Annotated in this window: 24 protein-coding genes; 13 read left to right on the plus strand and 11 right to left on the minus strand. The window is 59.5% G+C overall.

Translation table 11 applies throughout. From position 1 onward, the window contains the following. Positions 1-36: 36 nt before the first annotated feature. Complete coding sequence (locus ACR0NA_RS15380) at positions 37-1,560, minus strand: DUF2125 domain-containing protein (RefSeq protein WP_480730287.1); 1,524 nt, start codon at positions 1,558-1,560, stop codon at positions 37-39. A 133-nt stretch (positions 1,561-1,693) separates the two neighbouring features. Here ACR0NA_RS15380 and ACR0NA_RS15385 point away from each other — a divergent pair, with 133 nt between their 5' ends. Genes ACR0NA_RS15385 through ACR0NA_RS15395 form a run of 3 tightly spaced genes read left to right on the plus strand, consistent with a single transcriptional unit; the run spans position 1,694 to position 3,782 of the window. Then, positions 1,694-2,443 carry an SDR family oxidoreductase gene (locus ACR0NA_RS15385; RefSeq protein ID WP_480730540.1) on the plus strand — a complete coding sequence of 250 codons (750 nt, stop codon included), beginning with the start codon at positions 1,694-1,696 and terminating at the stop codon, positions 2,441-2,443. Next, positions 2,440-3,048 carry an enoyl-CoA hydratase/isomerase family protein gene (locus ACR0NA_RS15390; RefSeq protein ID WP_480730289.1) on the plus strand — a complete coding sequence of 203 codons (609 nt, stop codon included), beginning with the start codon at positions 2,440-2,442 and terminating at the stop codon, positions 3,046-3,048. Before ACR0NA_RS15385 ends, ACR0NA_RS15390 begins: the two co-directional genes overlap by 4 nt. Then, the gene (locus tag ACR0NA_RS15395; RefSeq protein WP_480730291.1) at positions 3,045-3,782 is read left to right on the plus strand and encodes a VOC family protein; all 738 of its coding nucleotides are present in this window, start codon (positions 3,045-3,047) and stop codon (positions 3,780-3,782) included. Before ACR0NA_RS15390 ends, ACR0NA_RS15395 begins: the two co-directional genes overlap by 4 nt. Here ACR0NA_RS15395 and ACR0NA_RS15400 read toward each other — a convergent pair whose 3' ends face one another. Beyond that, positions 3,783-4,079: an HNH endonuclease gene (locus ACR0NA_RS15400; protein ID WP_480730293.1), complete on the minus strand. Its 297-nt coding sequence runs from the start codon at positions 4,077-4,079 to the stop codon at positions 3,783-3,785. It lies immediately after the preceding gene. Positions 4,080-4,125: 46 nt separating this feature from the next. Here ACR0NA_RS15400 and ACR0NA_RS15405 point away from each other — a divergent pair, with 46 nt between their 5' ends. Next, positions 4,126-5,316 (plus strand): TIGR03862 family flavoprotein, encoded by a 1,191-nt coding sequence (locus ACR0NA_RS15405; RefSeq protein WP_480730296.1) that lies wholly within the window; start codon positions 4,126-4,128, stop codon positions 5,314-5,316. Here ACR0NA_RS15405 and ACR0NA_RS15410 read toward each other — a convergent pair. The 5 genes from ACR0NA_RS15410 to ACR0NA_RS15430 all read right to left on the minus strand — a co-directional run bounded on the left by ACR0NA_RS15410 (position 5,313) and on the right by ACR0NA_RS15430 (position 10,613). Continuing rightward, entirely contained in the window at positions 5,313-5,909 is a 597-nt protein-coding gene (locus ACR0NA_RS15410) for a glutathione S-transferase family protein (RefSeq protein WP_480730298.1), read from the minus strand. The two genes, ACR0NA_RS15405 and ACR0NA_RS15410, sit on opposite strands and share 4 nt — an antisense overlap. 81 nt (positions 5,910-5,990) lie before the next feature. Continuing rightward, complete coding sequence (gene holA / locus ACR0NA_RS15415) at positions 5,991-7,019, minus strand: DNA polymerase III subunit delta (protein ID WP_480730301.1); 1,029 nt, start codon at positions 7,017-7,019, stop codon at positions 5,991-5,993. After that, positions 7,016-7,507, minus strand: coding sequence for an LPS assembly lipoprotein LptE (lptE, locus tag ACR0NA_RS15420; RefSeq protein ID WP_170656023.1), 492 nt, complete (start codon positions 7,505-7,507; stop codon positions 7,016-7,018). The genes holA and lptE overlap by 4 nt, the downstream gene beginning before the upstream one ends. Continuing rightward, entirely contained in the window at positions 7,494-10,034 is a 2,541-nt protein-coding gene (gene leuS, locus ACR0NA_RS15425; protein ID WP_480730303.1) for a leucine--tRNA ligase, read from the minus strand. The genes lptE and leuS overlap by 14 nt, the downstream gene beginning before the upstream one ends. 72 nt (positions 10,035-10,106) lie before the next feature. Continuing rightward, on the minus strand, positions 10,107-10,613 hold the full coding sequence (locus tag ACR0NA_RS15430) for a DUF3576 domain-containing protein (RefSeq protein WP_170656019.1): 507 nt from the start codon (positions 10,611-10,613) through the stop codon (positions 10,107-10,109). 269 nt (positions 10,614-10,882) lie between these two features. Between ACR0NA_RS15430 and ACR0NA_RS15435 the strand changes: the two genes are divergently transcribed. Together ACR0NA_RS15435 and ACR0NA_RS15440 are read left to right on the plus strand one after the other, a co-directional pair. Continuing rightward, complete coding sequence (locus tag ACR0NA_RS15435; RefSeq protein WP_480730305.1) at positions 10,883-11,908, plus strand: porin; 1,026 nt, start codon at positions 10,883-10,885, stop codon at positions 11,906-11,908. A gap of 109 nt (positions 11,909-12,017) precedes the next feature. Continuing rightward, positions 12,018-12,677 (plus strand): YggS family pyridoxal phosphate-dependent enzyme, encoded by a 660-nt coding sequence (locus tag ACR0NA_RS15440; protein ID WP_480730307.1) that lies wholly within the window; start codon positions 12,018-12,020, stop codon positions 12,675-12,677. On the opposite strand, the gene ACR0NA_RS15445 is transcribed toward ACR0NA_RS15440, so the two are convergent. Both ACR0NA_RS15445 and ribA read right to left on the minus strand, forming a co-directional pair. Further along, a complete protein-coding gene (locus tag ACR0NA_RS15445) occupies positions 12,661-13,161 on the minus strand; it encodes a L,D-transpeptidase family protein (protein WP_480730309.1) in 501 nt (166 codons plus the stop codon). The genes ACR0NA_RS15440 and ACR0NA_RS15445 overlap by 17 nt on opposite strands. After that, positions 13,158-14,252 carry a GTP cyclohydrolase II gene (ribA, locus tag ACR0NA_RS15450; protein ID WP_480730312.1) on the minus strand — a complete coding sequence of 365 codons (1,095 nt, stop codon included), beginning with the start codon at positions 14,250-14,252 and terminating at the stop codon, positions 13,158-13,160. Before ribA ends, ACR0NA_RS15445 begins: the two co-directional genes overlap by 4 nt. A 161-nt stretch (positions 14,253-14,413) precedes the next feature. Between ribA and ACR0NA_RS15455 the strand changes: the two genes are divergently transcribed. After that, positions 14,414-15,100: a response regulator transcription factor gene (locus tag ACR0NA_RS15455; protein WP_170656011.1), complete on the plus strand. Its 687-nt coding sequence runs from the start codon at positions 14,414-14,416 to the stop codon at positions 15,098-15,100. A gap of 155 nt (positions 15,101-15,255) precedes the next feature. On the opposite strand, the gene ACR0NA_RS15460 is transcribed toward ACR0NA_RS15455, so the two are convergent. Further along, complete coding sequence (locus ACR0NA_RS15460) at positions 15,256-15,498, minus strand: hypothetical protein (protein WP_480730315.1); 243 nt, start codon at positions 15,496-15,498, stop codon at positions 15,256-15,258. A gap of 274 nt (positions 15,499-15,772) precedes the next feature. On the opposite strand from ACR0NA_RS15460, the gene ACR0NA_RS15465 reads away from it, so the two are divergent. From ACR0NA_RS15465 to ACR0NA_RS15480, 4 genes are all read left to right on the plus strand, one after another. Further along, positions 15,773-16,561 carry an exodeoxyribonuclease III gene (locus ACR0NA_RS15465; RefSeq protein WP_480730319.1) on the plus strand — a complete coding sequence of 263 codons (789 nt, stop codon included), beginning with the start codon at positions 15,773-15,775 and terminating at the stop codon, positions 16,559-16,561. Positions 16,562-16,647: 86 nt separating this feature from the next. Further along, positions 16,648-17,565, plus strand: coding sequence for a thioredoxin (gene trxA / locus ACR0NA_RS15470; RefSeq protein ID WP_480730322.1), 918 nt, complete (start codon positions 16,648-16,650; stop codon positions 17,563-17,565). A 27-nt stretch (positions 17,566-17,592) separates the two neighbouring features. Beyond that, positions 17,593-18,234 (plus strand): LON peptidase substrate-binding domain-containing protein, encoded by a 642-nt coding sequence (locus tag ACR0NA_RS15475; RefSeq protein WP_480730324.1) that lies wholly within the window; start codon positions 17,593-17,595, stop codon positions 18,232-18,234. Beyond that, on the plus strand, positions 18,231-18,416 hold the full coding sequence (locus ACR0NA_RS15480; protein WP_480730326.1) for a Trm112 family protein: 186 nt from the start codon (positions 18,231-18,233) through the stop codon (positions 18,414-18,416). The genes ACR0NA_RS15475 and ACR0NA_RS15480 overlap by 4 nt, the downstream gene beginning before the upstream one ends. Here the strand turns inward: ACR0NA_RS15480 and ACR0NA_RS15485 are convergent. Continuing rightward, positions 18,413-19,639, minus strand: a complete 1,227-nt coding sequence (locus tag ACR0NA_RS15485; RefSeq protein WP_480730329.1) for an FAD-dependent monooxygenase — start codon at positions 19,637-19,639, stop codon at positions 18,413-18,415. The two genes, ACR0NA_RS15480 and ACR0NA_RS15485, sit on opposite strands and share 4 nt — an antisense overlap. Positions 19,640-19,727: 88 nt before the next feature. Here ACR0NA_RS15485 and ACR0NA_RS15490 point away from each other — a divergent pair, with 88 nt between their 5' ends. Further along, positions 19,728-21,056 carry an amidase gene (locus tag ACR0NA_RS15490; protein WP_480730331.1) on the plus strand — a complete coding sequence of 443 codons (1,329 nt, stop codon included), beginning with the start codon at positions 19,728-19,730 and terminating at the stop codon, positions 21,054-21,056. Positions 21,057-21,164: 108 nt separating this feature from the next. Then, positions 21,165-22,346, plus strand: coding sequence for an aminotransferase class I/II-fold pyridoxal phosphate-dependent enzyme (locus ACR0NA_RS15495; RefSeq protein WP_480730334.1), 1,182 nt, complete (start codon positions 21,165-21,167; stop codon positions 22,344-22,346). Positions 22,347-22,351: the final 5 nt, after the last annotated feature.

Here is a 22,351-nt window from a genome sequence, read left to right on the forward strand (position 1 = left end):
GCGACGGGCGGCCCTTGGTAAAAGATTGACAGCGGACTACTTGATCCGCTGACCGTTGGCCAGAATCTGGCCATCCTCTTTGACTTCGATTGTCGACTTCAACGAGTCCGGTGCATCGCCGGGTACGGCCAGCATCCCCATCATCATCCGTGCGCCCATGGCGTCACTGTCAGACATCAAGCCCATGCCGATCAACTTGTCGATCAGGGCGTTTGCGCCGGTCAGATGCAGGTTCGCCACACCGGACGGCGCGGGCATTCCGTCGAACTCGCTTACGTTCGAATTGTCGAACTTGAACTCGCCGTCGCCAGTTAGCTTTGCGCCAACCATCGACACCAGCAATTCGTTGATCTTCAGCGAATGCAGCTCGCCCGGCGGTGTCTGAGTGGCCTCCAGCGTCTCGGCCACAGCTGGATCAAGGAAATTCACTTTCACCTTCGCTGTACCCGTTGTGTCCAGCGCGATGGTGGCCGGATCGCGCGGCAGCGCACCTGCCGGGTCAAACATGCCCCACAGAATATCCGACATTGTGAAATCGGTCAGGTTCATCGCAAAGCCGAACGGCTGTTCGGCATCGGATGCCTGAACCGGAAGGTCGAATTTGAACCCGGCCTTGGCCATGGCCATTTCGATAGGGAAGGGCAGTTCCGCCGTTGTAACACCCAGATTTACGCCATTTTGAACAACATCATAGCCGATGTGATCCTGGTCCATGCTAACCGCAAAACGACCGCCTTCGGATGAGCTGTTCATGGTGAAATCTTCACCTTCACCCGTACCGGCGATTTCAGTTGCACCCGATCCGTATGAGAACGCGCCGGTAAAGCCGAACCCGGCATCGATCATGCTTTGATAGTCGTTGGCGCTGAAATCAGTCGGGATGGTACCGGTGCCCTCGAACGCAAGGGCATCCAATTTCCCTTTGATTTTGCCGGAATCGCCACTTTCGGGATCATCGAAGGCAAGGTCATAGGTCAGGCTTCCGGCGGTGAAGCTTTGATCAATGTCGCGGCCTTCGCCGATTTTCATAACTGAGGTTCCGTTGACATCAGCCATGTCCATATTCACCTTCAGCGCATCGGCAGGCACGGTTTCACCATCGGCCTCGATCGAGGTTAGCGCAATGCCAAGACTGTTCGCGGAATAGGTATAGGTCATGTCGTCGGTTGAACCCGAAACGACCATATTCAGAGCGTCGTGGCTGTAGGTCAGAACTGCGTTGAACTCCTCACCTTCGCCTTCGCCGGAAATGACCATCGGGAAAGAGGTCGGAAAGCCGATGGTAACGGTTCCGTCACCGTTTTCCGTCAACGTCATTTCCGGGATGGTCATTTTGAATCGGTCATCGGTCTCGGGAATGGCCATCGCCATGGCCATGTTGGCAATCGTCGTGACATCACCCGAGCTGCTTTTGTCGCCCGTCACTTCGTAGCCCATCCCGCCCAGATAGGCCTGCCAGTCCGCCCACACATCTTCGGCGGTTAGATCGGCCCAGGCACCCTGGGTAGCAACGGCATAAGCAATAACAGCACCAGCGCTGCGGCGAAGGAACAAAGACATAAGGAACCCTTCCTGATCAATTTTGCGCGCATCGTCGTGCCTGTGGCGACGGGCGTCAAGGGGCAAGGGCTGGACCCTTTCCCCCATTGCACAGTACGACTTGGGGTAAATGCAGTTTCGAAAGGGTGAGAATATGGAGATGCGGGGAAAAACCGTACTGATAACGGGTGCAAGCCGGGGTATCGGCGCCGAGGCCGGGCGCGTTTTTGCCGCAGCCGGGGCCAATGTGGCCCTGCTCGCTCGCAGCAAAGATCAGATCGGGGCTTTGGCTGCCGCACTGGGTGACAACGCAATCGCCCTTGGCTGTGACGTCAGCGATTTCGCTCAGGTCGAGCAGGCCGTCGCGGATTGTGTGGCGCGGTTTGGCGGGCTGGACGTACTGATCGGAAACGCTGGTGTGATCGAGCCGATCTTTCATTTGTCCAATGCCGATCCTGCAGGGTGGGGGCAGGCCATCGACATCAACCTCAAAGGCGTTTTCTATGGAATGCGCGCGGCTCTGCCGATCATGAGGGCCGCAGGCGGCGGCAGCATCCTGACCATCTCGTCAGGGGCCGCGTCGAACCCGATCGAGGCCTGGAGCCACTATTGCGCGTCCAAAGCCGGTGCAAAGATGCTGACCGAATGCCTGCATCTGGAAGAGGCGCATAACGGCATCCGCGCCATGGGGCTGTCACCGGGAACGGTCGCCACCGATATGCAGCGGGCAATTAAAACCAGCGGTATCAACCCGGTCAGCCAGCTGGACTGGGACGATCATATCCCCGCGGATTGGCCTGCGCGGGCACTGTTGTGGATGTGTTCCGAAGACGCGGATGAGTTTCTGGGGGCCGAGATTTCATTGCGCAGCGAAGACATCCGTAAGCGGGCCGGTCTGATATGATCGATCTGACCAAAGAGGACGGATTGTGGATCGTCACCATCAACCGTCCGGACAAGGCCAATTCCCTGACCGGCGCAATGCTGGAGGAACTGGCCGGAATTGCTGGAGCTGCGACTGAAGCCCGGGCATTGATCCTGACCGGAACCGGCAAGGTCTTCAGCGCCGGGGCCGATCTGGACGAGGCGCGGGCGGGTCTTGCCACCTCGGACGTGTGGGAACGCCTGTCCGGCGCAATCGCTGCGTTGCCCTGTCTGACCGTTGCCGCGCTGAATGGCACGCTGGCAGGCGGCGCAAATGGTATGGCTCTGGCCTGCGACTTGCGCATCGCGGTGCCTGCGGCCAAATTTTTCTACCCGGTTATGAAGCTTGGCTTTCTGCCGCAGCCTTCCGACACGAAACGCATGGCTGCGCTGATCGGCCCGGCAAGAACCAAACTGATCCTCATGGCGGGGCAAAAAATCACGGCCGATGAGGCGTTTGCCTTTGGTCTTGTGGACAGGGTGGTCGAATCGGATGCACTGATGTCGACCGCACGGGACCTTGTGGCCGACAGTGTTGCCGCCCGCCCGGACATCGCCGCCGGAATTGCCGGGATGTGCAGATGAGGCTCTCCGCACTTCACCTTCGTGTGGCCGATCCGCAAAAACTGGCCATGTTCTATTGCGAAGCGCTGGGTATGACGGCCCGGCCCGAGGGGCAAAACTGGCGCGTTGGATATGCGGGTCAGGATGCCGACCTGCTGTTGAACCCCGGCGGTGGCGGATATGCACATGATCAGGGACAAAGGTACTGGAAGATCGGCGTCACTCTGCCGGATGTGGACCTCGCTGCTGCGCATTTGCGTGCAATGGGTGTCCCGGTCAGTGCTCCGCGCCAGTTCCTCGACATCGGCTATATGTGTCACCTGAGCGATCCCGAAGGTTTTGTCATCGAACTGCTCCAGCATGATTTCGAAGGAAATCGTCCGGATGGTGCGGCTGACCCTGAGGCTCCGTTTTCTGATGCCCGTATCGGTCAGGTCACACTGCGCACGGGCGATATCACAGCCGAGGACACAGCCTGTACGGCGCTGGGTATGCGGTTACTGTCTGTTCAAGATGTCGAGCCCTACGGGTTTGACCTGCATTTCTATGCCTTTACCGATGATACCCTGCCCAATCCGGACCTGTGGGCCGTTGAAAACCGGGAGTGGTTGTGGAAGCGCCCTTATACGACATTGGAATTTCAGCACATTCCGGGTGCGCGCTTCGCTTCGGTCCCGGATTATCAGGGCCTTGAGATACAGGGGCTGGCAAGGGCTGACAAAGACGCGCATGGTGGCCCGCTGCTGCCGGGCTGATCATCGCTTGCGTCGTCTGCCCGGTACTTTTGAGCGAAATCCGGGCGGACGCTTTCGAACCCATAGCAGAAATTTTTCCAGCCTTGGGTGACCTCGCAACGCTTCCACTGTGTAATACTCCCGTGCCAGTTCCGCCTCGGTCAGCGTTGCATGCACCTCTTTGTGGCAGATCTGATGCAGCAGAACTGTCGGCCCGCCCTTGCCACCTTTGAGTTTTGGGATCAGATGGTGCAGGCTGCCGCTCCCTTCGGGGATCGGCCGGTCGCAAAGCGGGCAGACGGGATCGCTGTTCGTCATGGCAAACAGGGTCGCGCCAAAGGGTGCACGGGGCAAGGGGAAGATGATGGCGCAGGCAGTCGTGATCGGAGCGGGACCGGCAGGACTGATGGCAGCGCAGGAACTTGCCCGCGCGGGTCACGCGGTGCTGGTGGCCGAGGCCAAGCCGTCAGTCGCGCGCAAATTCCTCATGGCGGGTAAGTCCGGTCTGAACCTGACCAAGGATGAACCGTTCAGAGAGTTCATAAGTGCCTATGACGCTGCCGCCAACTGGCTGGGCCCGATGATCACCGAGTTCGACGCACAGGCGGTGCAGGGCTGGGCGCGCGGTCTGGGGCAGGAGTTGTTCACCGGCTCGACTGGTCGGGTCTTTCCCACGGTCATGAAAGCCTCACCCCTGTTGCGGGAATGGCTGGCGCGGTTGGGGCAGGCCGGGGTTGTCATCCAGACGCGCTGGCGTTGGACCGGATGGCGGGACGATGCGCTGACGTTTGACACACCCGATGGTCAAAAATCGCTGAACCCGGACGCTGTGGTTCTGGCGCTGGGTGGTGCAAGCTGGACGCGGTTGGGTTCGGATGGCGCATGGGCGCGCTTGTTGATGAACAAGGGCGTATCCCTTGCCGATTTCGCCCCGGCAAATGCTGGCCTTCTGGTGGATTGGTCCGAACATATGCGACCGCTCTTTGGTGAACCGATCAAGGGCGTGGCCCTGCAGGCCGGAACGAAACGCACCCGCGGAGAGGCCGTCATCTCGGCCCGTGGATTGGAAGGCGGGGGCATTTACAGCATCTGCAAGGCGGTTCGGGAAGGGGCCGCTTTAACGATCGACCTGATTCCGGATTTGTCCTGCGAGGACCTGCTCGGCAGACTGAGTAAACCGCGCGGCAAAAACAGCCTGTCCAATCACCTTCGCAAGGTACTGAGTCTTGGGCCGGTCAGAACAGCATTGTTGATGGAGTTCGGGCGCCCCCTGCCAAACGAACCCGGCGCCTTGTCCAACCTGATCAAATCTCTGCCGGTCAAACACGCAGGTCTACGCCCGATGGATGAGGCGATCTCGACGGCCGGTGGTGTTCGCCAATCCGCCGTGGATGAAGGTTTGATGCTGAATGCGCTGCCGGGGGTGTTCTGCGCTGGTGAAATGCTGGATTGGGAAGCCCCGACAGGCGGCTATTTGCTGACAGCCTGCCTTGCCACCGGCAGATGGGCAGGCCGATCCGCCGCCGAATGGTTGCGGCAGACCGGTAAGGGCTAGGCAGCCTTCGCCAATGCACCCATACGCAGAAAGGCGGGGCGATTGCGGAGCTCCTTGCCGTAAGCCTTGAGACTATCCGAGTTCATCGGGAACCCGGCGCTTTTTGCCCAGCTCATGCAGTGGATGCACAGAATGTCTGCAATGGTCATCTTGTCGCCCTGCAGAAAGGGGCCTTTGAAACGTTCGCCCATCCGCTGGAAATTCCGATCAAACTCCCACTTTGCGGCATCGGCGATCTGCGGAACGCGCTTGTCTTCGGGCAGCGCAAAGCTGTGGCGTGCAGCGACCCAAAGCACCGCGTCGAATTCATCCAGCAGGGTATTGAACAACGAATCCTGCGCCGCACGCTCCTTTGTTCCGGCGGTGTAGGTGAAATCGCCATGTTTGTCCGCCAGATAGGTCATGATCGCTGAGCTATCGGTTATAACGGTTTCCCCGTCCACAAGAACCGGGATTTTGCCGGACGGGTTCAGCGCCAGCACCTGCGGATCATGCGGCCCGACATTTATGAACTCGTACTCCTGCCCCAACTCTTCCAGCAGCCACAAAACGCGCGAGGCGCGGCTTTGAATGCGTCCATAGACCTTGTACATTATGCGCTCCAATCTCTCCGATACGCTGCCAATGTGAAGCCCCGCGCGAACGGGTCAAGCAAAACGCGTCGTCAGATCACTTCACCGTGACCGTGCCAGCATGGCCAGACGAATCATCGCACGTTCGACTAGTGCCATGGCGGGTGCGGTCTGCCCCGCGGACCTCAGCGACAGGTCGGTATCGGTCAGAACAGTCAGGGCGGTTTCCAGCTTGTGCGCGCCCCAGCCCTGCGCCTGTCGAAGGATGCGATCGCGCCGCTTGCCATAAACAGGGGGGCGCAGCTTGCCGATCCCCTGCGCCGCTCCGCCCGGATCCGAGGCACAGGCGTAAAGCGTACGAAAATGACGGGTCGCACCAATGCACAAGCTGACGGCGTTTGTGCCCTGTGCCTGCAGCCGCCGGATCAGCGGGCCGATTTCCCCGGCCTGACCCTCGGCCACCACATTCAGAACGTCGTCAAGCGCTGCCTCGTTGGAGCGTGGCGCGCAGGCGTCGATATCGTCGATCGTCAGCTCGGATGTATCGCCGCGCTTGTACAGCGCCAGCTTTTCAACCGTTTGCGCAAAATCACCCGGGCTCAATTCCCCGGCCAGATCGCTCAATGCCGACATCGCATCGCGCGGGATGCTCTGCAATCCGGCCGCTGACAATGTCCGCTCGATCTCGGCGCGCGAGGGCGGGTCGTCGTAAATCCCGACGGCATAAGCGTTTGGATGTGCCTCAAACGCCTTGCGAATCTTGGACGTGGGTTTCAGTTGCCCCGCCGTAACAATGATCTGGGCATCACCCGGTGCCCATTCTTCCAGCGCGTTCAGGATCGCCTGAGCCGCAGCTTCACCGGCATCTTCGACAAAGGCCGCTCGCGGTCCGGGAAAAAACCCAACAGCCTTGATTGCGTCCAGCAACCGAGCCGGATCACCGCGCAGGTCAGCACCGGGCATGCGGGTCAGCCGCATTTCCTCTTCGGCATTGGCACCAAGAAGAGCTGGGATGACCTGCTGCCGTTTCAACGCAACACGCATGGCGTCCGCGCCATAAATCAATAGCCCGGCCTTGTCCGCGTCCGGCTTTGCGAAATAGCCTTCGGCGTCGCGTGGGCTCAGCTTCATTCGGGCTGGCCCACCGTGGAATAAAGGCGCGTTATGATGTGATCTGCCAGAATCTCCATCAGACGTCCGCGCGCATCACGCTCATCCGCCAATGTGTCCACGGTCGATCCAGACGCGGAATAGCCAACGAAATCCGTCACCAACCCCTTAGCCACGACGTCACCTGACGCTGCATTCTTCAAAGTGAAGTTTGCGTTTCCGGTGATTGAGTACCGGTTTGTTTCGTTCGACGTGGTGATCGCGGCGGCCCGGGTTACGGTCGCAACCCGCACATTCAGATCGTAATCCCCGCCGGAACCTGCACTGCGTCCCAATCGTTGTTCCAGATTCTGGACCAAAAGATAGCTTTCCACATCTTTCGGCGCGGACACCGCGACGTTGCCATACAGGGCCGATCCTGCGCCACCCGGCGCATAGACCGGCTGAAACCCGCAGGCGGCCAGCGCCAGCGGGAGCATCAGCAAGGTTCTGCGATCAAACGACGACATTCACGATCCGGCCCGGTACTACGATCACTTTCTTCGGTGCGGCGCCATCCAGCGCACGCTGCACAGCTTCGGTGCTGAGCGCGATTTTTTCAACCTCTGCCTTTGCCAGATCTTTCGCAACGCTGATTTCCGCGCGGCGCTTGCCGTTGATCTGGATTGGCAGAGTTACGGTGTCATCGACCAGCATGGCCTCATCCGCCACGGGCCAGGGGGCAACGGCCACAAGTCCTTCGCCACCCTGATGTGCCCAGATATCTTCGGCCAGATGGGGTGTCATCGGTGACATCAGCTGAGCCAGAGTCTTAATCGCCTGTTTTTGCGACGCAGCACCCGCTTTCGATTTTGCCAGCGTGTTCGTAAACGCATAAAGCTTGGCGATGGCAGCGTTGAAGCCAAAGCTGTCGACCCCAAGTGTCACATCACGGATGGTCTTGTGCATCTCGCGCAGCAGATCCTCATCCCCTTCGCCTTTCGCATCGGTGTCCATTGCGCCAATCTTGTCGCAGAGGTTCCAAACCCGGTTCAGGTGTTTGTATGCCGCTTCGGCTCCGGCGGCCGTCCATTCCACATCCCGTTCAGGGGGCGAATCGGACAGCACGAACCATCGTGCGGTGTCGGCACCAAAGGCCGAGATGATCGAGACGGGATCGACCACGTTCTTCTTGGACTTTGACATTTTGGCCGACGGGATGATCTCGACCGCTTCGCCGGTGGCCTTGAGTTTACCATCTTCGACGTCTTCGGGCAGGTGATAGACCGGACGCCCCTTTTCATCGCGCGTCTGATAAATCTCGTGGGTCACCATGCCCTGCGTGAACAGCGCATCGAAGGGCTCGATGGCCTTTTTCGGCAGGTGGCCGGTGATGTTCATCGCCCGTGCGAAGAAGCGAGAATAAAGCAGATGTAGGATCGCATGCTCGATCCCGCCGATATACTGGTCGACATTCATCCAGTATTCAGCTTCGGCCAGATCGGTCGGCGTTGCGGCATGCGGAGCGGTGAAGCGGGCGAAGTACCACGACGAATCGACGAACGTGTCCATCGTATCGGTCTCGCGTCTGGCCGGTGCGCCGCAGGACGGGCAGGCACAATCGCGCCAGGTCGGATGACGGTCCAGCGGATTGCCGGGTTTGTCGAAACTGACGTCATCAGGCAGACGAACCGGCAGATTTTCCTTTTTCTCAGGCACCACACCGCAGCTTTCGCAATGCACCACGGGAATCGGGCAGCCCCAATAGCGCTGGCGGGACAAGCCCCAGTCGCGCAGGCGATATTTGGTGACACCTTCACCCCAGCCCGCCTTTTCGGCGAATTCCACGGTTGCGTTGATGGCTTCGTCACCCGTGGTTTCGGTGAGGCCGGCAAAATGGTTCACCCAGCGCACCTTTTGTTCCTTGGGCGGTACAAAGGCGATCTTGTCCACTGGCGTTTCGTCATCCAAGGCAAAGAAGGTGTCGACTACCGGCAGTCCATACTTGCGGCAGAAATCCAGGTCGCGCTGGTCATGCGCCGGGCATGCGAAGATCGCGCCTGTTCCGTAATCCATCAGGATGAAGTTCGCGATCCAGACCGGCAGCTCCCAACTGGGGTCCAGCGGGTGCTTGACCCTGATACCAGTGTCATAGCCCAGCTTTTCAGCGGTCTCGATGGCTTCTTCAGTGGTGCCACCCTTGCGGCATTCCGCGACGAAACTGGCAACTTCGGGGTTTTCGGCTTCAAGCTGCTTGGCAATCGGATGATCTGGCGAGATACCTACAAATGACGCACCCAACAACGTATCGGGGCGTGTCGTATAAACAGTGATCGGCTCACCGCCATCGGTGCGTTGGAACGAGAATTGCAGTCCGCGTGACTTGCCGATCCAGTTCTCCTGCATCAGGCGCACCTTGGCGGGCCAGTTCTCGAGCGTGTCCAATGCCGAGAGCAACTCTTCTGACATCGAGGAAATGTTAAAGAACCACTGCGTCAGTTCCCGACGCTCCACCAGCGCGCCCGACCGCCAGCCGCGACCGTTTTCGACCTGTTCGTTGGCCAGAACGGTCATGTCGACCGGGTCCCAGTTCACGACGGCGTTTTTGCGGTAAACCAGCCCGGCATCGAGCATATCCAGGAACAAGGCCTGCTGTTGACCGTAATATTCCGGATCACAGGTGGCGAATTCGCGGGACCAGTCGATCGACAGGCCCAGCGGCTTCATCTGCCCGCGCATGTCGGCGATATTGCCGTAAGTCCACTCCTTTGGATGGCCGCCGATGGCCATGGCCGCGTTTTCCGCGGGCATCCCGAACGCATCCCATCCCATCGGGTGCAGCACGTTGTGGCCTGTGGCCAGCTTGTACCGTGCGATCACGTCACCCATCGTATAGTTGCGCACATGCCCCATATGGATGCGCCCGGAAGGATAGGGGAACATCTCGAGCACATAGTATTTCGGCTTATCCGCTTGCCGGGTGGCGGTGAAGATTCCGGCCTTGTCCCAGGCCTCCTGCCATTTTGCTTCGATTTCGTTGGCGGAATAGCGAGACATCTTACGGTCCTTCGTGAATGAAAACGCCGGGCAGTGGCCCGGCGTGGTGATAATTCGAATTGGCGCGGGTTGCTAGAGTTTGTCGTCCTGAACGCGCAGCTGGCGTGCGCGGGACAGAATCGCATCCTCGACTGCGCGGGCAGTTGCTGCACTCACGGGCGCACCACCGCTGGTTTGCAGCGAAACGTTCAGTGACCGCGCCTCTAGGGCGGGGTCCCTTATATGAACGGTGGCTCGATAAGACCGTCCGCCACCCGGCGGTCTGCCGTAACCTGTTACGATCACACCGGTAAACGGATCGACCTCTTGTACGGGCAAAAAGCTGAGAACATCCAGCGAGGCCGCCCAAAGGTAACGGTTCACATTGCCGGTTTGTTCGGACCTGTCCGGGCCGAATACATCCCAAATCGATGACTTCTCATAGTCTTGCGCGGCAGATTCGCGGTTGTTTGAGACAATACCGTCATTAGTTGGTGGAGCGTCCGCAACACTGATTCCGGCGCCGCGATTGCCGCAGGCGGTAAGGCCAAGTCCCATGGTCAGGAACAATGTGACGATTAGGGTCTTTTGAATGTTCATTCGTGGCTCCCGCCGTGCTGTGCGTGCAGAAGTCCTACAAAAGCGTGCTGATATGGGCAAGTCCGTATCCTGCAAAGGATGTTTCAAAAGACCGGGATCGATGATCGGCGGTGACTTGCCAGTGTGGCAAAGCTGCACCATCCTGCACGACTTTGCGCCACAGCTGCGTCTGACGCTTGCCAAATCAGGGGTGAAAAAGCGAAACCCCTGTCCATACCCACGCCGGATGATCCGGTTTGGGCATGTGAATAGAAACCGAGGGAAGCAAAATGAAAAAAGTTCTCTTCGCAACGACTGCGCTGATCGCGACCGCAAGCGTCGCAGCCGCAGACGTTCGCCTCAGCGGTTACGGCCGCTTCGGTCTGGATTACAACGACGGCAACTCCAGCGACGTTACTGATCCGAACTTCAACGGCATCAGCGAAACCAACATCACCAGCCGTCTGCGTCTGCAGTTCGACATGTCGGCAGAAACCGACTCGGGTGTTGCGTTTGACGCTCGTTTCCGTGCACAGGCTGAAAGCCGTGACAACAACCCGGGTGGCGCAACCTTCAACGGCGCACGCTTTGGCGTTGTATACGAAGGCTTCCGCCTGAACGTTGGCAACATCATCGGTGCTGTTGAAAACATGCCCGGTCTGTACCTCGAAACCCGCACCGCCGGTATCGGCATCGACGGCGCTGGCTTCGTATCGGTTGTTGCTAACGTCAGCGACGAATCGTTCAACTGGGACGCATACTCGTCGGCAGGTGTTGGCGCCAACGGCGTTGAAGCACTGTACTCGGCAGGCGGCTTTGTTGGTCACATTTCGTACTCGACCGACAACGACATCCTGACCCCCGGTGGCACCGTCATTCCTGGCGAAGACCGCGCAGCCATCATGCTGACCTACTCCTGGGAAGGCTTCACCTTCTCGGGTGCTTACCAGGACAGCGGCAACCTTTGGGAAGACAAAGGCGTACTGGCAGTTGCTTATGACTCGGGCAACTGGGGTGCACGCGTTGCTTATGCCGACAACGACGGCATCGGCAAATGGGGCCTGTACGGCAACGTTGACATCGGCGCAGCTTCGAACCTGCTGCTGTTCGTCACCGACGAAGACGCAGTTTCGGCAACCGACGTTGCAGCTGGTCGTACCGACAACACCGACGCAACCGGCATCGGCACCGAAGGCACCTCGTACGGTATCCACTACTCGTACGACCTGGGTGGCGGCGCATCGTTCGAAACCGGCTACCGCCGCGCGTCGAACGACAACGACACCTTCCAGGCTGGTGTGTACTTCAGCTTCTAAGCTGTACACCGCTTGACGGTATCAAATTGGGGCAGGTCTTCGGACCTGCCCTTTTCTTTTTCGTCCGGTTGGTGTTTTCCTGCGCTGACAATGCAAGCCGAGGAACCAGATGCCGCTGCAAGACATCACCGCCCGCATAGCCGCCGCTGAAAAAGCGGCTAACCGCCCCACCGGATCGGTTAAACTGATAGCGGTGTCCAAAGTTCAACCCAATGAACGGGTCGAGGCGGTTCTGGAACAGGGGCACCGTTGTTTCGGCGAAAACCGCGTGCAGGAGGCGGTTGGAAAATGGCCAGCCTTCATGGAGCGCTTTGATGGCATCGATTTGCACCTCATCGGTCCCTTGCAGACCAACAAGGCGCGACAGGCGATGGAACTGTGCAATGCCATTCACTCGCTGGATCGCCCGAAATTGGCAAAAACCCTTGCGCGTCTGGCGCAAGAGATCGGCAACTGTCCGGAACTTTTCATTCAGGTCAATACCGGTGAAGAAGAGCAGAAGGCCGGTGTCACGCCCGCAGATGCAGACGCCTTCGTCGCAGAATGTCGCGGGATGGATTTGCCTATTCGCGGCCTGATGTGCATTCCTCCGGTGGAAGAAGAGCCATCACTTCATTTCGCTCTGCTGGGAAAGATCGCCGCGCGCAACGGTTTGGACGGCCTGTCCATGGGAATGAGCGGTGATTTTGAATCAGCCATTGCGCTTGGCGCAACCCATGTGCGCGTCGGATCGGCCATTTTTGGCGAGCGGGTCAGGCCGCAGGAATGATCAATCTCGTCCCCTGACCGATCCGCGCGGCGATCCAGTGCAGATGATCGCGGCGAAACGCTACACACCCTTCGGTTGGATAGCCGGGCCGCCGCCACTGATGCACAAAAATCGCCGACCCCCGTCCGGGCACGGCGTTTGGCCAGTTCCAGTCGGTAATCAGCACCAGATCATACAGTGGATCCGCCCGACGTAACTTTTCGTGGCTGAAGGCATAGGGCGCACGAACCAGATGGTTATAGCCATCATCCGCCATGTCATCCGACCACAGATCTGAGGGGCCGACAGGGCATGCCCAGGATGCGGGCGGGGCGATCCGATCAGGTCGATACAGCATCCCCACGATTCGGTGCGTACCGGTTGGAGTCGCCCCATCCCCCTCGCGCTTGTCGTTGCTCAATCCGCCCTTGCCGATTGAGCAGGGGAAAACCCGGCCCCGAAACCGCACTCCGAGGGGTGTCAGAACCAGATCCTCTGGCGTCACAACAAATGGCCCGACTTGGCGGCTTTGGTCGCCAAATACCCTTGATTATGTGCGGTTTCTCCAACCTTCAGGGGTACACGTTCGGTTACGGCAATGCCGGTACGTTCCATCATCGCGATCTTGGCGGGGTTGTTCGTCAGCAACCGCACCGACTTGAAACCGAGCGATTTCAGAATGTCCGACCCCAGCCGGAAATCTCTTTCGTCATCTTCAAAGCCAAGGCGATGGTTGGCTTCGACCGTGTCAAATCCCTGATCTTGCAGGAAATAGGCCCGCATCTTGTTGGCCAGCCCGATGCCGCGTCCTTCCTGATTGAGGTACAACAGCACCCCAGCACCTTCTGTCCCCATCTGTGCTAATGCTCCCCGTAATTGCGGGCCGCAATCGCATTTCAGGCTGCCCATCAGGTCGCCCGTAAAGCAGGCCGAGTGCAGACGCGCCAGAACCGGCTTGTCACGATCCGGACGACCGATTTCGACGGCATAGTGTTCTTCCCCGCCATCTTCGGGTCGGAACACATGCAGCCGCCCGGCTTCTGACACCTCCATCGGCAGGCGCGCGGCGACGACCGGGTGCAGCGGGCTGCGGTCGGCCAGATGTGGCGCGGCCTGAGAATGACTGATGCATGTCAGCCCGTGTTGGGCAGCAAATGTCGGAGCGTCTTTCACGGCCAGCACCAGTGCGGCTGGCAGCAAACGGGCCGATTTGGCCACCCGGATCGCCATGCGGTGCAGGCTGGCACTGCCATTGCGCTCGGTCATCAACGGGCCCTTCATGGGCGCGTTCAGATCGTCTGACGGGTCGGCAACTGCCTGAACCCACGCCATGTCCGCATCCGCCGGAACCATCACCCGGGCCAGATCGCCGTCATAGGCGCGGGCTTTCAGCGTTTCCGCCCGGCGCCCGGTGATTGCCACCACCAGTTCATCACCAACCGCGCGCAGATCAGCGAGTCGCTGCGCGCTCAGGGTTTCGGCGGACAGCGCCAAAACCCCGGAACCGCTGTCATCGGTCAGCACGACCGGTACGCCCATGCGCAGATCAGCCCGCGCGCGGGCCAGCAGTTCGGTGATATCCGGGAAAAGACTCATGTATGTTATCCTGTAACGTTCGGCGACTTTCCTAATCCTTTGCGATGCAAATGTGAAACATTTCCTCCGCATCGGACACGAGGGCGTGAGAGCATTGCAGTAAAACTTGCCGAATGCGTGTAGCGCGCTCAAGTGAGGAAAAAGCTTTGGAGGACCGGGACATGGCTCAACTCAAGAAAATCCTGTTGGTGGACGACGACGAGGATCTGCGCGAAGCGCTAAGCGAGCAACTTGTGATGACCGAGGATTTCGACGTGTTCGAAGCGTCGGATGGTCAAAGCGCGATGGAGCGTGCTCGCGAGGCGATATATGACCTGGTCATCCTGGATGTGGGCCTGCCCGATACCGACGGGCGCGAACTGTGTCGCCTGATGCGCAAGCAGGGGGTAAAAAGCCCGATCCTGATGCTGACCGGCCATGACACCGACGCCGATACGATTCTGGGTCTGGATGCGGGTGCAAATGATTATGTCAGCAAACCCTTCAAGTTTCCGGTCCTGCTGGCCCGCATTCGCGCCCAGCTGCGTCAGCACGAACAATCCGAAGATGCTGTCTTTGCGCTTGGTCCGTACACGTTCAAGCCGGCGATGAAGATGCTGATCACCGAAGATGACCGCAAGATTCGCCTGACCGAAAAGGAAACCAACATCCTCAAGTTCCTGTACCGATCAACCGATGGTGTGGTCGCCCGCGATGTGCTGCTGCATGAGGTGTGGGGCTACAACGCCGGTGTCACGACCCACACGCTGGAAACCCACATCTACCGTTTGCGGCAGAAAATCGAGCCCGACCCCTCGAATGCGCGCCTTTTGGTCACAGAATCGGGTGGATATAGGCTGGTGTCGTAACTGGATGTGGATTGACTTGGATCAAAGTGATACTCTGTAGGTATATTTAGGTTACTCCCAACCCGTGCATGTCCGGGCAATGACATGCACCTCCCTGTTGGACTGCCGGGCCATTGGCCCGGCCTTTTTTTGCCAGACCGCGCTGTCGACGTCTGTCAGGTGCCATTCCAGCGATCTTCGTACTCTCCCAGCAAACGGGACATATCCCGAAGCGATGCAAACAGCCGGGCATAAACGTCCCGAGACAACTTGGGCTTGCTGTCGTCCAACACCTGTAAAAGGTCGGCCACGCCCGAGGCGAAGATATCGCATACCAGATTGTCAACGACCGTTGGAACCGGGGTCCAGATGTTTTCCTGATCGTAGTAAGCCGCTGGCAGAGGTTTGTCATCATTCATGGGGTGACCTCTTTCTGTTCCCGGCACACTTGGGGTCGGGAACTCAGCGGACAAGCCCGTTGGCAGGAAGTCACAAGAGATTGGCGATCTCTGTAAAAAAACGGAGGCGGGCAAAAGTGTCCCCCAGATTGTTCGGTTCCCTTTCGACCCGCTCAATCTGGAAAATCGCTTTACCGAATGCGGATTAAGCCAAACTGTCTGGGTCGTCTTTTTCTCGTGGCACGCTGTCTCTGCCCGCGCTAGGTTGCGCCAACCGCGACAAAGGAAATCCGCCATGCCCTTTACCCTTGCCACCTGGAACATCAATTCGGTCCGTTTGCGTGAGCCCATCGTATTGAAACTGTTGCAGGAAGAGGCGCCGGATGTCCTGTGTCTGCAGGAATGCAAATCCCCGGTCGAAAAAATCCCGACCGAAGCATTTGCGGCGCTGGGCTATACCCACATGATCGCGCGGGGGCAAAAGGGCTACAATGGCGTCGCTATCCTGTCTCGACTGCCCATCGAGGATGTGGGTGACAAGGATTTCGCGGGCCTCGGCCACGCCCGCCACGTTGCAGGTCGGCTGGAAAACGGCGTGACCATCCAGAACTTCTACGTCCCGGCAGGCGGGGATGTGCCGGATCGTGAAGTGAATGAGAAGTTCGGCCAGAAACTCGACTACCTCACCGACATGCGCGACTGGTTTCATGCTGAAAAGCCCAAAAAATCCATTCTGGTTGGCGATCTGAACATCGCCCCACGCGAAGATGACGTCTGGTCGCACAAGCAGTTGCTCAAGATCGTGTCGCACACCCCGATCGAGGTTGAACATCTGGGCGAGACACAGGATGCGGGCGGTTGGGTCGACATCACGCGGCAGGACATTCCTGAAGGGCAGCTTTACAGCTGGTGGTCCTATCGCGCGCGCGATTGGGACGCGGCGGACAAGGGGCGGCGGCTGGATCATGTCTGGGCCACGCCCGACATCTCGAACGCGGGCCATTCCAGCCGGATCATGCGGGACGCACGCGGTTGGGAAAAGCCCAGTGACCACGCCCCCGTTTTTGCAACCTTCGATCTTTGATCAAATCGCCAGCCCAAACTCTGCTCTTGGTTTCCTGATCAAGCAGTTGCATATAGGGCGCTAGTTCGAACCGGAGAATATATGCCATGGACCTTCTGAACGGTGCAGCCAGCCCCGACGCCGCCGACCTGATCAAGGACTCATCCGAGGCCACCTTCATGGCCGATGTGGTCGAGGCATCGCAGGACACTCCGGTGATCGTGGATTTCTGGGCACCGTGGTGTGGTCCGTGCAAAACGCTGGGTCCATTGTTGGAAGAGGCCGTTATCGCCGCCAAAGGCGCGGTGAAGATGGTCAAGATCAATGTCGACGAGGCACAGATGATCGCCTCGCAAATGCGGGTACAGTCGATTCCGACCGTCTATGCATTCCACAAGGGTCAGCCAGTAGACGGATTTCAGGGCGCACTGCCCGGTTCCGAAATCAAGGCGTTCGTGGATCGAGTGATCGAGGCCGCAGGCGGCGAAAGCCCGGGTGGTCAACTGGACGATGCCGTTCAGGCAGCCGAGGAAATGCTGTCCGAGGGTGCCGCCGTGGACGCGGCCCAGACCTTTGCGGCCATTCTGGGCGAAGACCCGAACCATGCGGCCGCTTATGGCGGTCTGGTACGGGCTCATATCGCGCTAGGCGATCTGGATCAGGCCGAAGCGATTCTGAACGGTGCACCGACGGAAATTTCGACATCAGCCGAGGTTGAGGCGGCTCATGCGCAGTTGGAACTGGCCAAACAGGCCGCTGATGCTGGCCCGGTAGCCGAGCTTTCGGCAGCGGTCGAGGCCGACCCTGACAACCATCAGGCCCGTTTCGATCTGGCGCAGGCGCTGCACGCCAACGGCAATATCGAGGATGCGGTGGCACAGCTGCTGGAACTGTTCCGTCGCGACCGCGAATGGAACGATGGTGCGGCCAAGACACAGCTGTTCACGATCTTTGACGCGCTCAAGCCCAATGACCCGATTGTTCTGAACGGTCGGCGCAAGCTCAGTTCGATGATATTTGCCTAATTCCGGATCGGGGCTACACTCGGGTATATGATGCATCCCGCTGATTTGCCGGACACGGTGTCCGTGTTTCCTTTGCCGGGGGCGCTTTTGCTGCCCCGTTCACGCCTGCCGCTGCATATATTCGAACCGCGATATCTGCAGATGCTGGATGACGCCCTGAAAACACAGGAGCGTCTGATCGGTATGGTTCAGCCCAATCCCTGTCAAAGCAGCGACGACAAGCTGCATCAGATCGGTTGTGCGGGACGTGTTACGCAGTTTTCTGAAACCGAAGACGGCCGATATCTGATCACGCTGACCGGTATTTCACGGTTCCGCATCCGCTCGGAACTGGACAGTTTCACGCCATATCGGCGCTGTTCAGTGTCCTGGGACGGGTTTGATCGCGATCTGGGCAAGGCAGAGGAGGATGATAGCCTTGACCGGATGCGCTTTTTGCACCTGCTCGAGCGGTTTTTCTCGTCCCGTCAGCTTTCGACGGACTGGGACACGCTGAAAGATGCGGATGACGAATTGCTGGTCAACTCTCTGTCCATGCTGCTGGAGTTCGACCCCGAAGACAAACAGGCACTGCTTGAGGCACCCTGCCTGAGAACCCGGCGCGAGACGCTGGTCACCCTGATCGAGTTCTCCCTGCGCGGCGGCTCAAACGAGGAAACCCTGCAATGAGCGAACCCAATCCCGCCTTCGACCGTCACATGCTTGAGGCGCTGATTTGCCCGCAGACCCATTCGACCCTCCATTATGACGCTGAAAAGCAGGAACTGGTCTCGAAAGCCGCCGGTCTGGCCTTTCCGATCCGCAATGGTATTCCGGTCATGCTGGTGGATGAGGCGCGGAAACTGGACTAAATTTCGCGACCTTGCAGCAGCTTCGGCAGATCGCCCGTCAGGCCCGCCGCCTCGCGCACAAAGCCGCGCCGCAGTCCGGGAAGGGATCCCACGATACCCATGCCGATATCCCGGCCAAGTCGCAATATCGGATTGTCGTTGGAAAACAGCCGGTTGAATACATCCGTCGCCATCGCCAGCGAGGCCGTGTCGAACCGACGCCATTCTTGATACCGCTCAAGCACCAGGCTTGATCCGATATCCTCACCGCGCCGGCCTGCCAGTGTCAGCACTTCGGCCAGCGCGCCCACATCCCGCAGACCTGCGTTCAGGCCTTGCCCCGCGATCGGGTGCATACCGTGGGCGGCGTCCCCGACCAGAGCCAGTCTGTCAGACACAAAGGAATTGGCGATGGTCAGGTTCAGCGGATAGGTGAACCGGTCGCCTTCAAGATTGATTTCGCCCAGAAAATCGCCAAAACGCGGCCGCAGAACCTGCATGTAATCTGCCTCGGGCATGGCGTTGATACGCTGCGCCATTTCGGTGCGCTCACTCCAGACGATGGAGCTGCGATTGCCGGTTAGCGGTAGGATGGCCAGCGGTCCGGGCGGCATAAAGAACTGATGCGCGATGCCATGATGGGGCAATTCGTGCGCAATGGCACAAACCAGCGCAGTCTGCCCGTACTCCCAGCCGGACCGCTTGATCCCGGCACGCGTTGCCGTGCCGCTGCGGCGGCCATCGCAACCCACCAGAACCTGTCCACGCAATTCGGTTCCGTCATCCAGCGTCACGACCACACCTGAAACATCGACCTCTTGCGCGACTACGGTCCTGCCGCTGAGCTGCGTAATCCCGGGTTCGCTGGCCATGGCCTCCAGAAACGCGCGGCGCAGGTGGCGGTCCTCGACCATGTAGCCCATCGGCCCTTCTTCGATTTCGGCATGATCGAAATGCATGAAAAACGGAGACGGGCCAGCCCCTGCATGGCCGTCCGTCACCTTGATCTCGAGCATCGGCTGCGCGTTCTCGGCCACCGCATCCCAGACGCCTGTGGCCTTCAGCAACCTCTGCGAGGCCAGCGCCAATGCATAGGCGCGCCCGTCAAAGGCCGCGTCCTTGCGCACCTGTTCGGCGAGTGCGTCGATCACCGTAACGGAATGCCCCGTCCGGGCCAGTGCCAGCGCCAGAGCAGGGCCGTTCAGGCCGCCGCCTACAATCAGAATATCCGATGCCTTTTCCATGGGGTGCAATATGCGCGCCCTTTCGGGATTGTCCATGTGCGGTCCTGTCGCTACCGTCTCCGAAACTGCAAAATCGGGGGAGGGTGTGATGCAGGACTGGTTGACGATGACAGCATGCGATCTGGGCCGCGGCATCGGTATGGGCCAGATCGATCCGGTCGAACTGACGGAAACCTATCTTGCGGCGATTGACGCGCATCCGCATCGCGACCGCATTTATGCCCGCGTCACCCACGACCGCGCTCGCGCCGAAGCCCGTGCCGCACAAAAGCGGGCCGAGCTGGGCCTGCGCCGTTCTCTGCTGGACGGCGTTCCGATCAGCTGGAAAGACCTGTTCGATACCGCCGGTATCGCGACCGAATCCGGTTCGGCCCTGCTGAAGGACCGCGTGCCCGAAGCGGATGCCGTGGTGGTTCGCAACGCGACTGAAATGGGCACCGTCTGTCTGGGCAAGACCCACATGAGCGAACTGGCCTTTTCCGGGCTGGGCCTGAACCCCATCACCAACACCCCGCCCTGTATCAATGACGAAGCGGCGGTTCCCGGCGGCTCATCCTCGGGTGCGGCGGCATCGGTGGCTTGGGGGCTGGCGGCCTGCGGCATCGGGTCCGACACCGGCGGGTCAGTGCGCATTCCGTCGGCTTGGAACGATCTGGTCGGCCTGAAAACCACCGCCGGACGCATAAGTCTTGAAGGGGTCGTACCCCTCTGCCTGCGGTTTGACACGGTTGGTCCACTGGCCCGATCGGTCGAGGACGCAGCCCAGATGCTGGCACTGCTGGAGGGCGGCGCCCCCGCTGATCTGCGTGGTGCAACGCTGAAAGGTCGCCGGTTCGCCGATTTGCAGAACGTGGCCAAGGACGACCTGCGCGATGCACCGGGTAAGGCCTATGACGAAGCCTTGCAGCGCTTGCGGGAAGCCGGTGCTGAAATCGTACCGCTGGAAGTGCCTGAACTGAACGAGGCCATGGGGCTTTCAGGCACGCTTTACACGACCGAAGCCTACGGATTGTGGGGTGATGTGATCGAGGCCAACCCCGACGCGATGTATCCCGAGATACTCGAGCGTTTCCGCGCAGGCAAAGACGTTTCCGGCCCTGATTATGTGGCCTCTTGGTCCAAGCTCCAGGCGTGCCGTGGCGCGTGGGATGCCGCCACTGCGGGGTTTGACGCGGTACTGGCCCCAACCGCACCTATCATGCCACCGAATCTGGACCGGCTGATGACAGATCACGACTACTATGTGACCGAGAATCTGCTGGCGCTGCGCAATACGCGTATCGGCAACCTGATGGGGCTGGCGGCGCTGACATTGCCAACTTCGACACCAGGATGTGGGCTGATGATGCTGGGTTATCCGGGGTCCGAAGAGGCCTTGTTGCGTGTCGGGGCGGCTGCAGAAAAAGCACTGGCCTGAATGCCACAATCCCCTGATTCGGAACCTCTTTGTCTGGACGAAAGTCGGCGCTGGCTGTAATCTGCCAAAAAACGGGGCGAAAATGACCCCGGTATTGAGGCAGTAGTTATGACTTTCCCCGAGCGGTTTTCGAACCTACCGGCTTATGCATTTCCGCGTCTGCGCGCCCTGCTGGATCACCATCAGCCGGGCGGCGAGGTCGTGCATATGACGATTGGGACACCCATGCACGATTTTCCGGGCTGGGTGACGGATGTCATCATGGAAAATGCCGCTGATTTTCAGGGATATCCGCCGAACGAAGGCTCAGCTGATCTACGTGGCGCGATCACAGACTGGATCAGGCGCAGATACGGTGTCGCGCTGGACCCCGAAACCAATGTCATGGCTCTGAACGGTACGCGTGAGGGCTTGTATAACGCCGCAATGGCGCTGTGCCCTGAACAGAAAAACGGCCAGCAGCCGATTATCCTCTGCCCGAACCCGTTTTATCAGGTCTACATGGTCGCTTCGATCTCGGTCGGGGCGCAGCCGCATTTCGTGTCGGCCACTGCCGCAACGGGGCACCTGCCCGATTATGCCAACTTGCCCGAGGATGTGCTGAACCGCACCGCAGTGGCCTATATCTGCTCGCCCGCGAACCCGCAGGGCGCGGTTGCGACGCGTGAATACTGGGCCGACCTGATCCGGCTGGCAGAAAAATACGATTTCCGCATCTTCGCGGATGAGTGCTATTCCGAGATTTACCGCGACCAGGCCCCCACAGGTGTTCTGACCGTCGCGCAGGAATTGGGTGCGGATCCCGAACGGATTACCCTGTTCAATTCGCTTTCGAAACGGTCGAACCTTGCCGGTCTGCGCTCGGGCCTGATTGCCGGTGGCCCCGAGACGATCAGGCGGGTCAAACAGCTTCGGGCCTATTCCGGCGCTCCGCTACCTGCGCCGTTGCAAGCTGCCGCGGCCCGGGTCTGGGCTGACGAAGAACATGTCGCCGAAAACCGCGCGCTTTATCAGGAAAAATACACCATCGCGGATGAGGTGTTTGCAGGCGTTCAGGGCTATATGCCGCCCGAGGCCGGGTTTTTCCTGTGGCTGCCGGTGGATAACGGCGAGGAAACCGCGTTGAAGCTTTGGCAGGAAACCGGTGTCCGTGTCCTGCCGGGCGCATATCTTTCTCAGGGTGATCCGGGGCAAAACCCGGGCGAACAATTTATCAGGGTCGCCATGGTGGCCCCAAAAACAGAGATGAAGCGCGGGCTGATCACGCTCCGCGACTGCATCTATTCGTGAGGTAC

Source organism: Ruegeria sp. C11 (assembly GCF_056537725.1).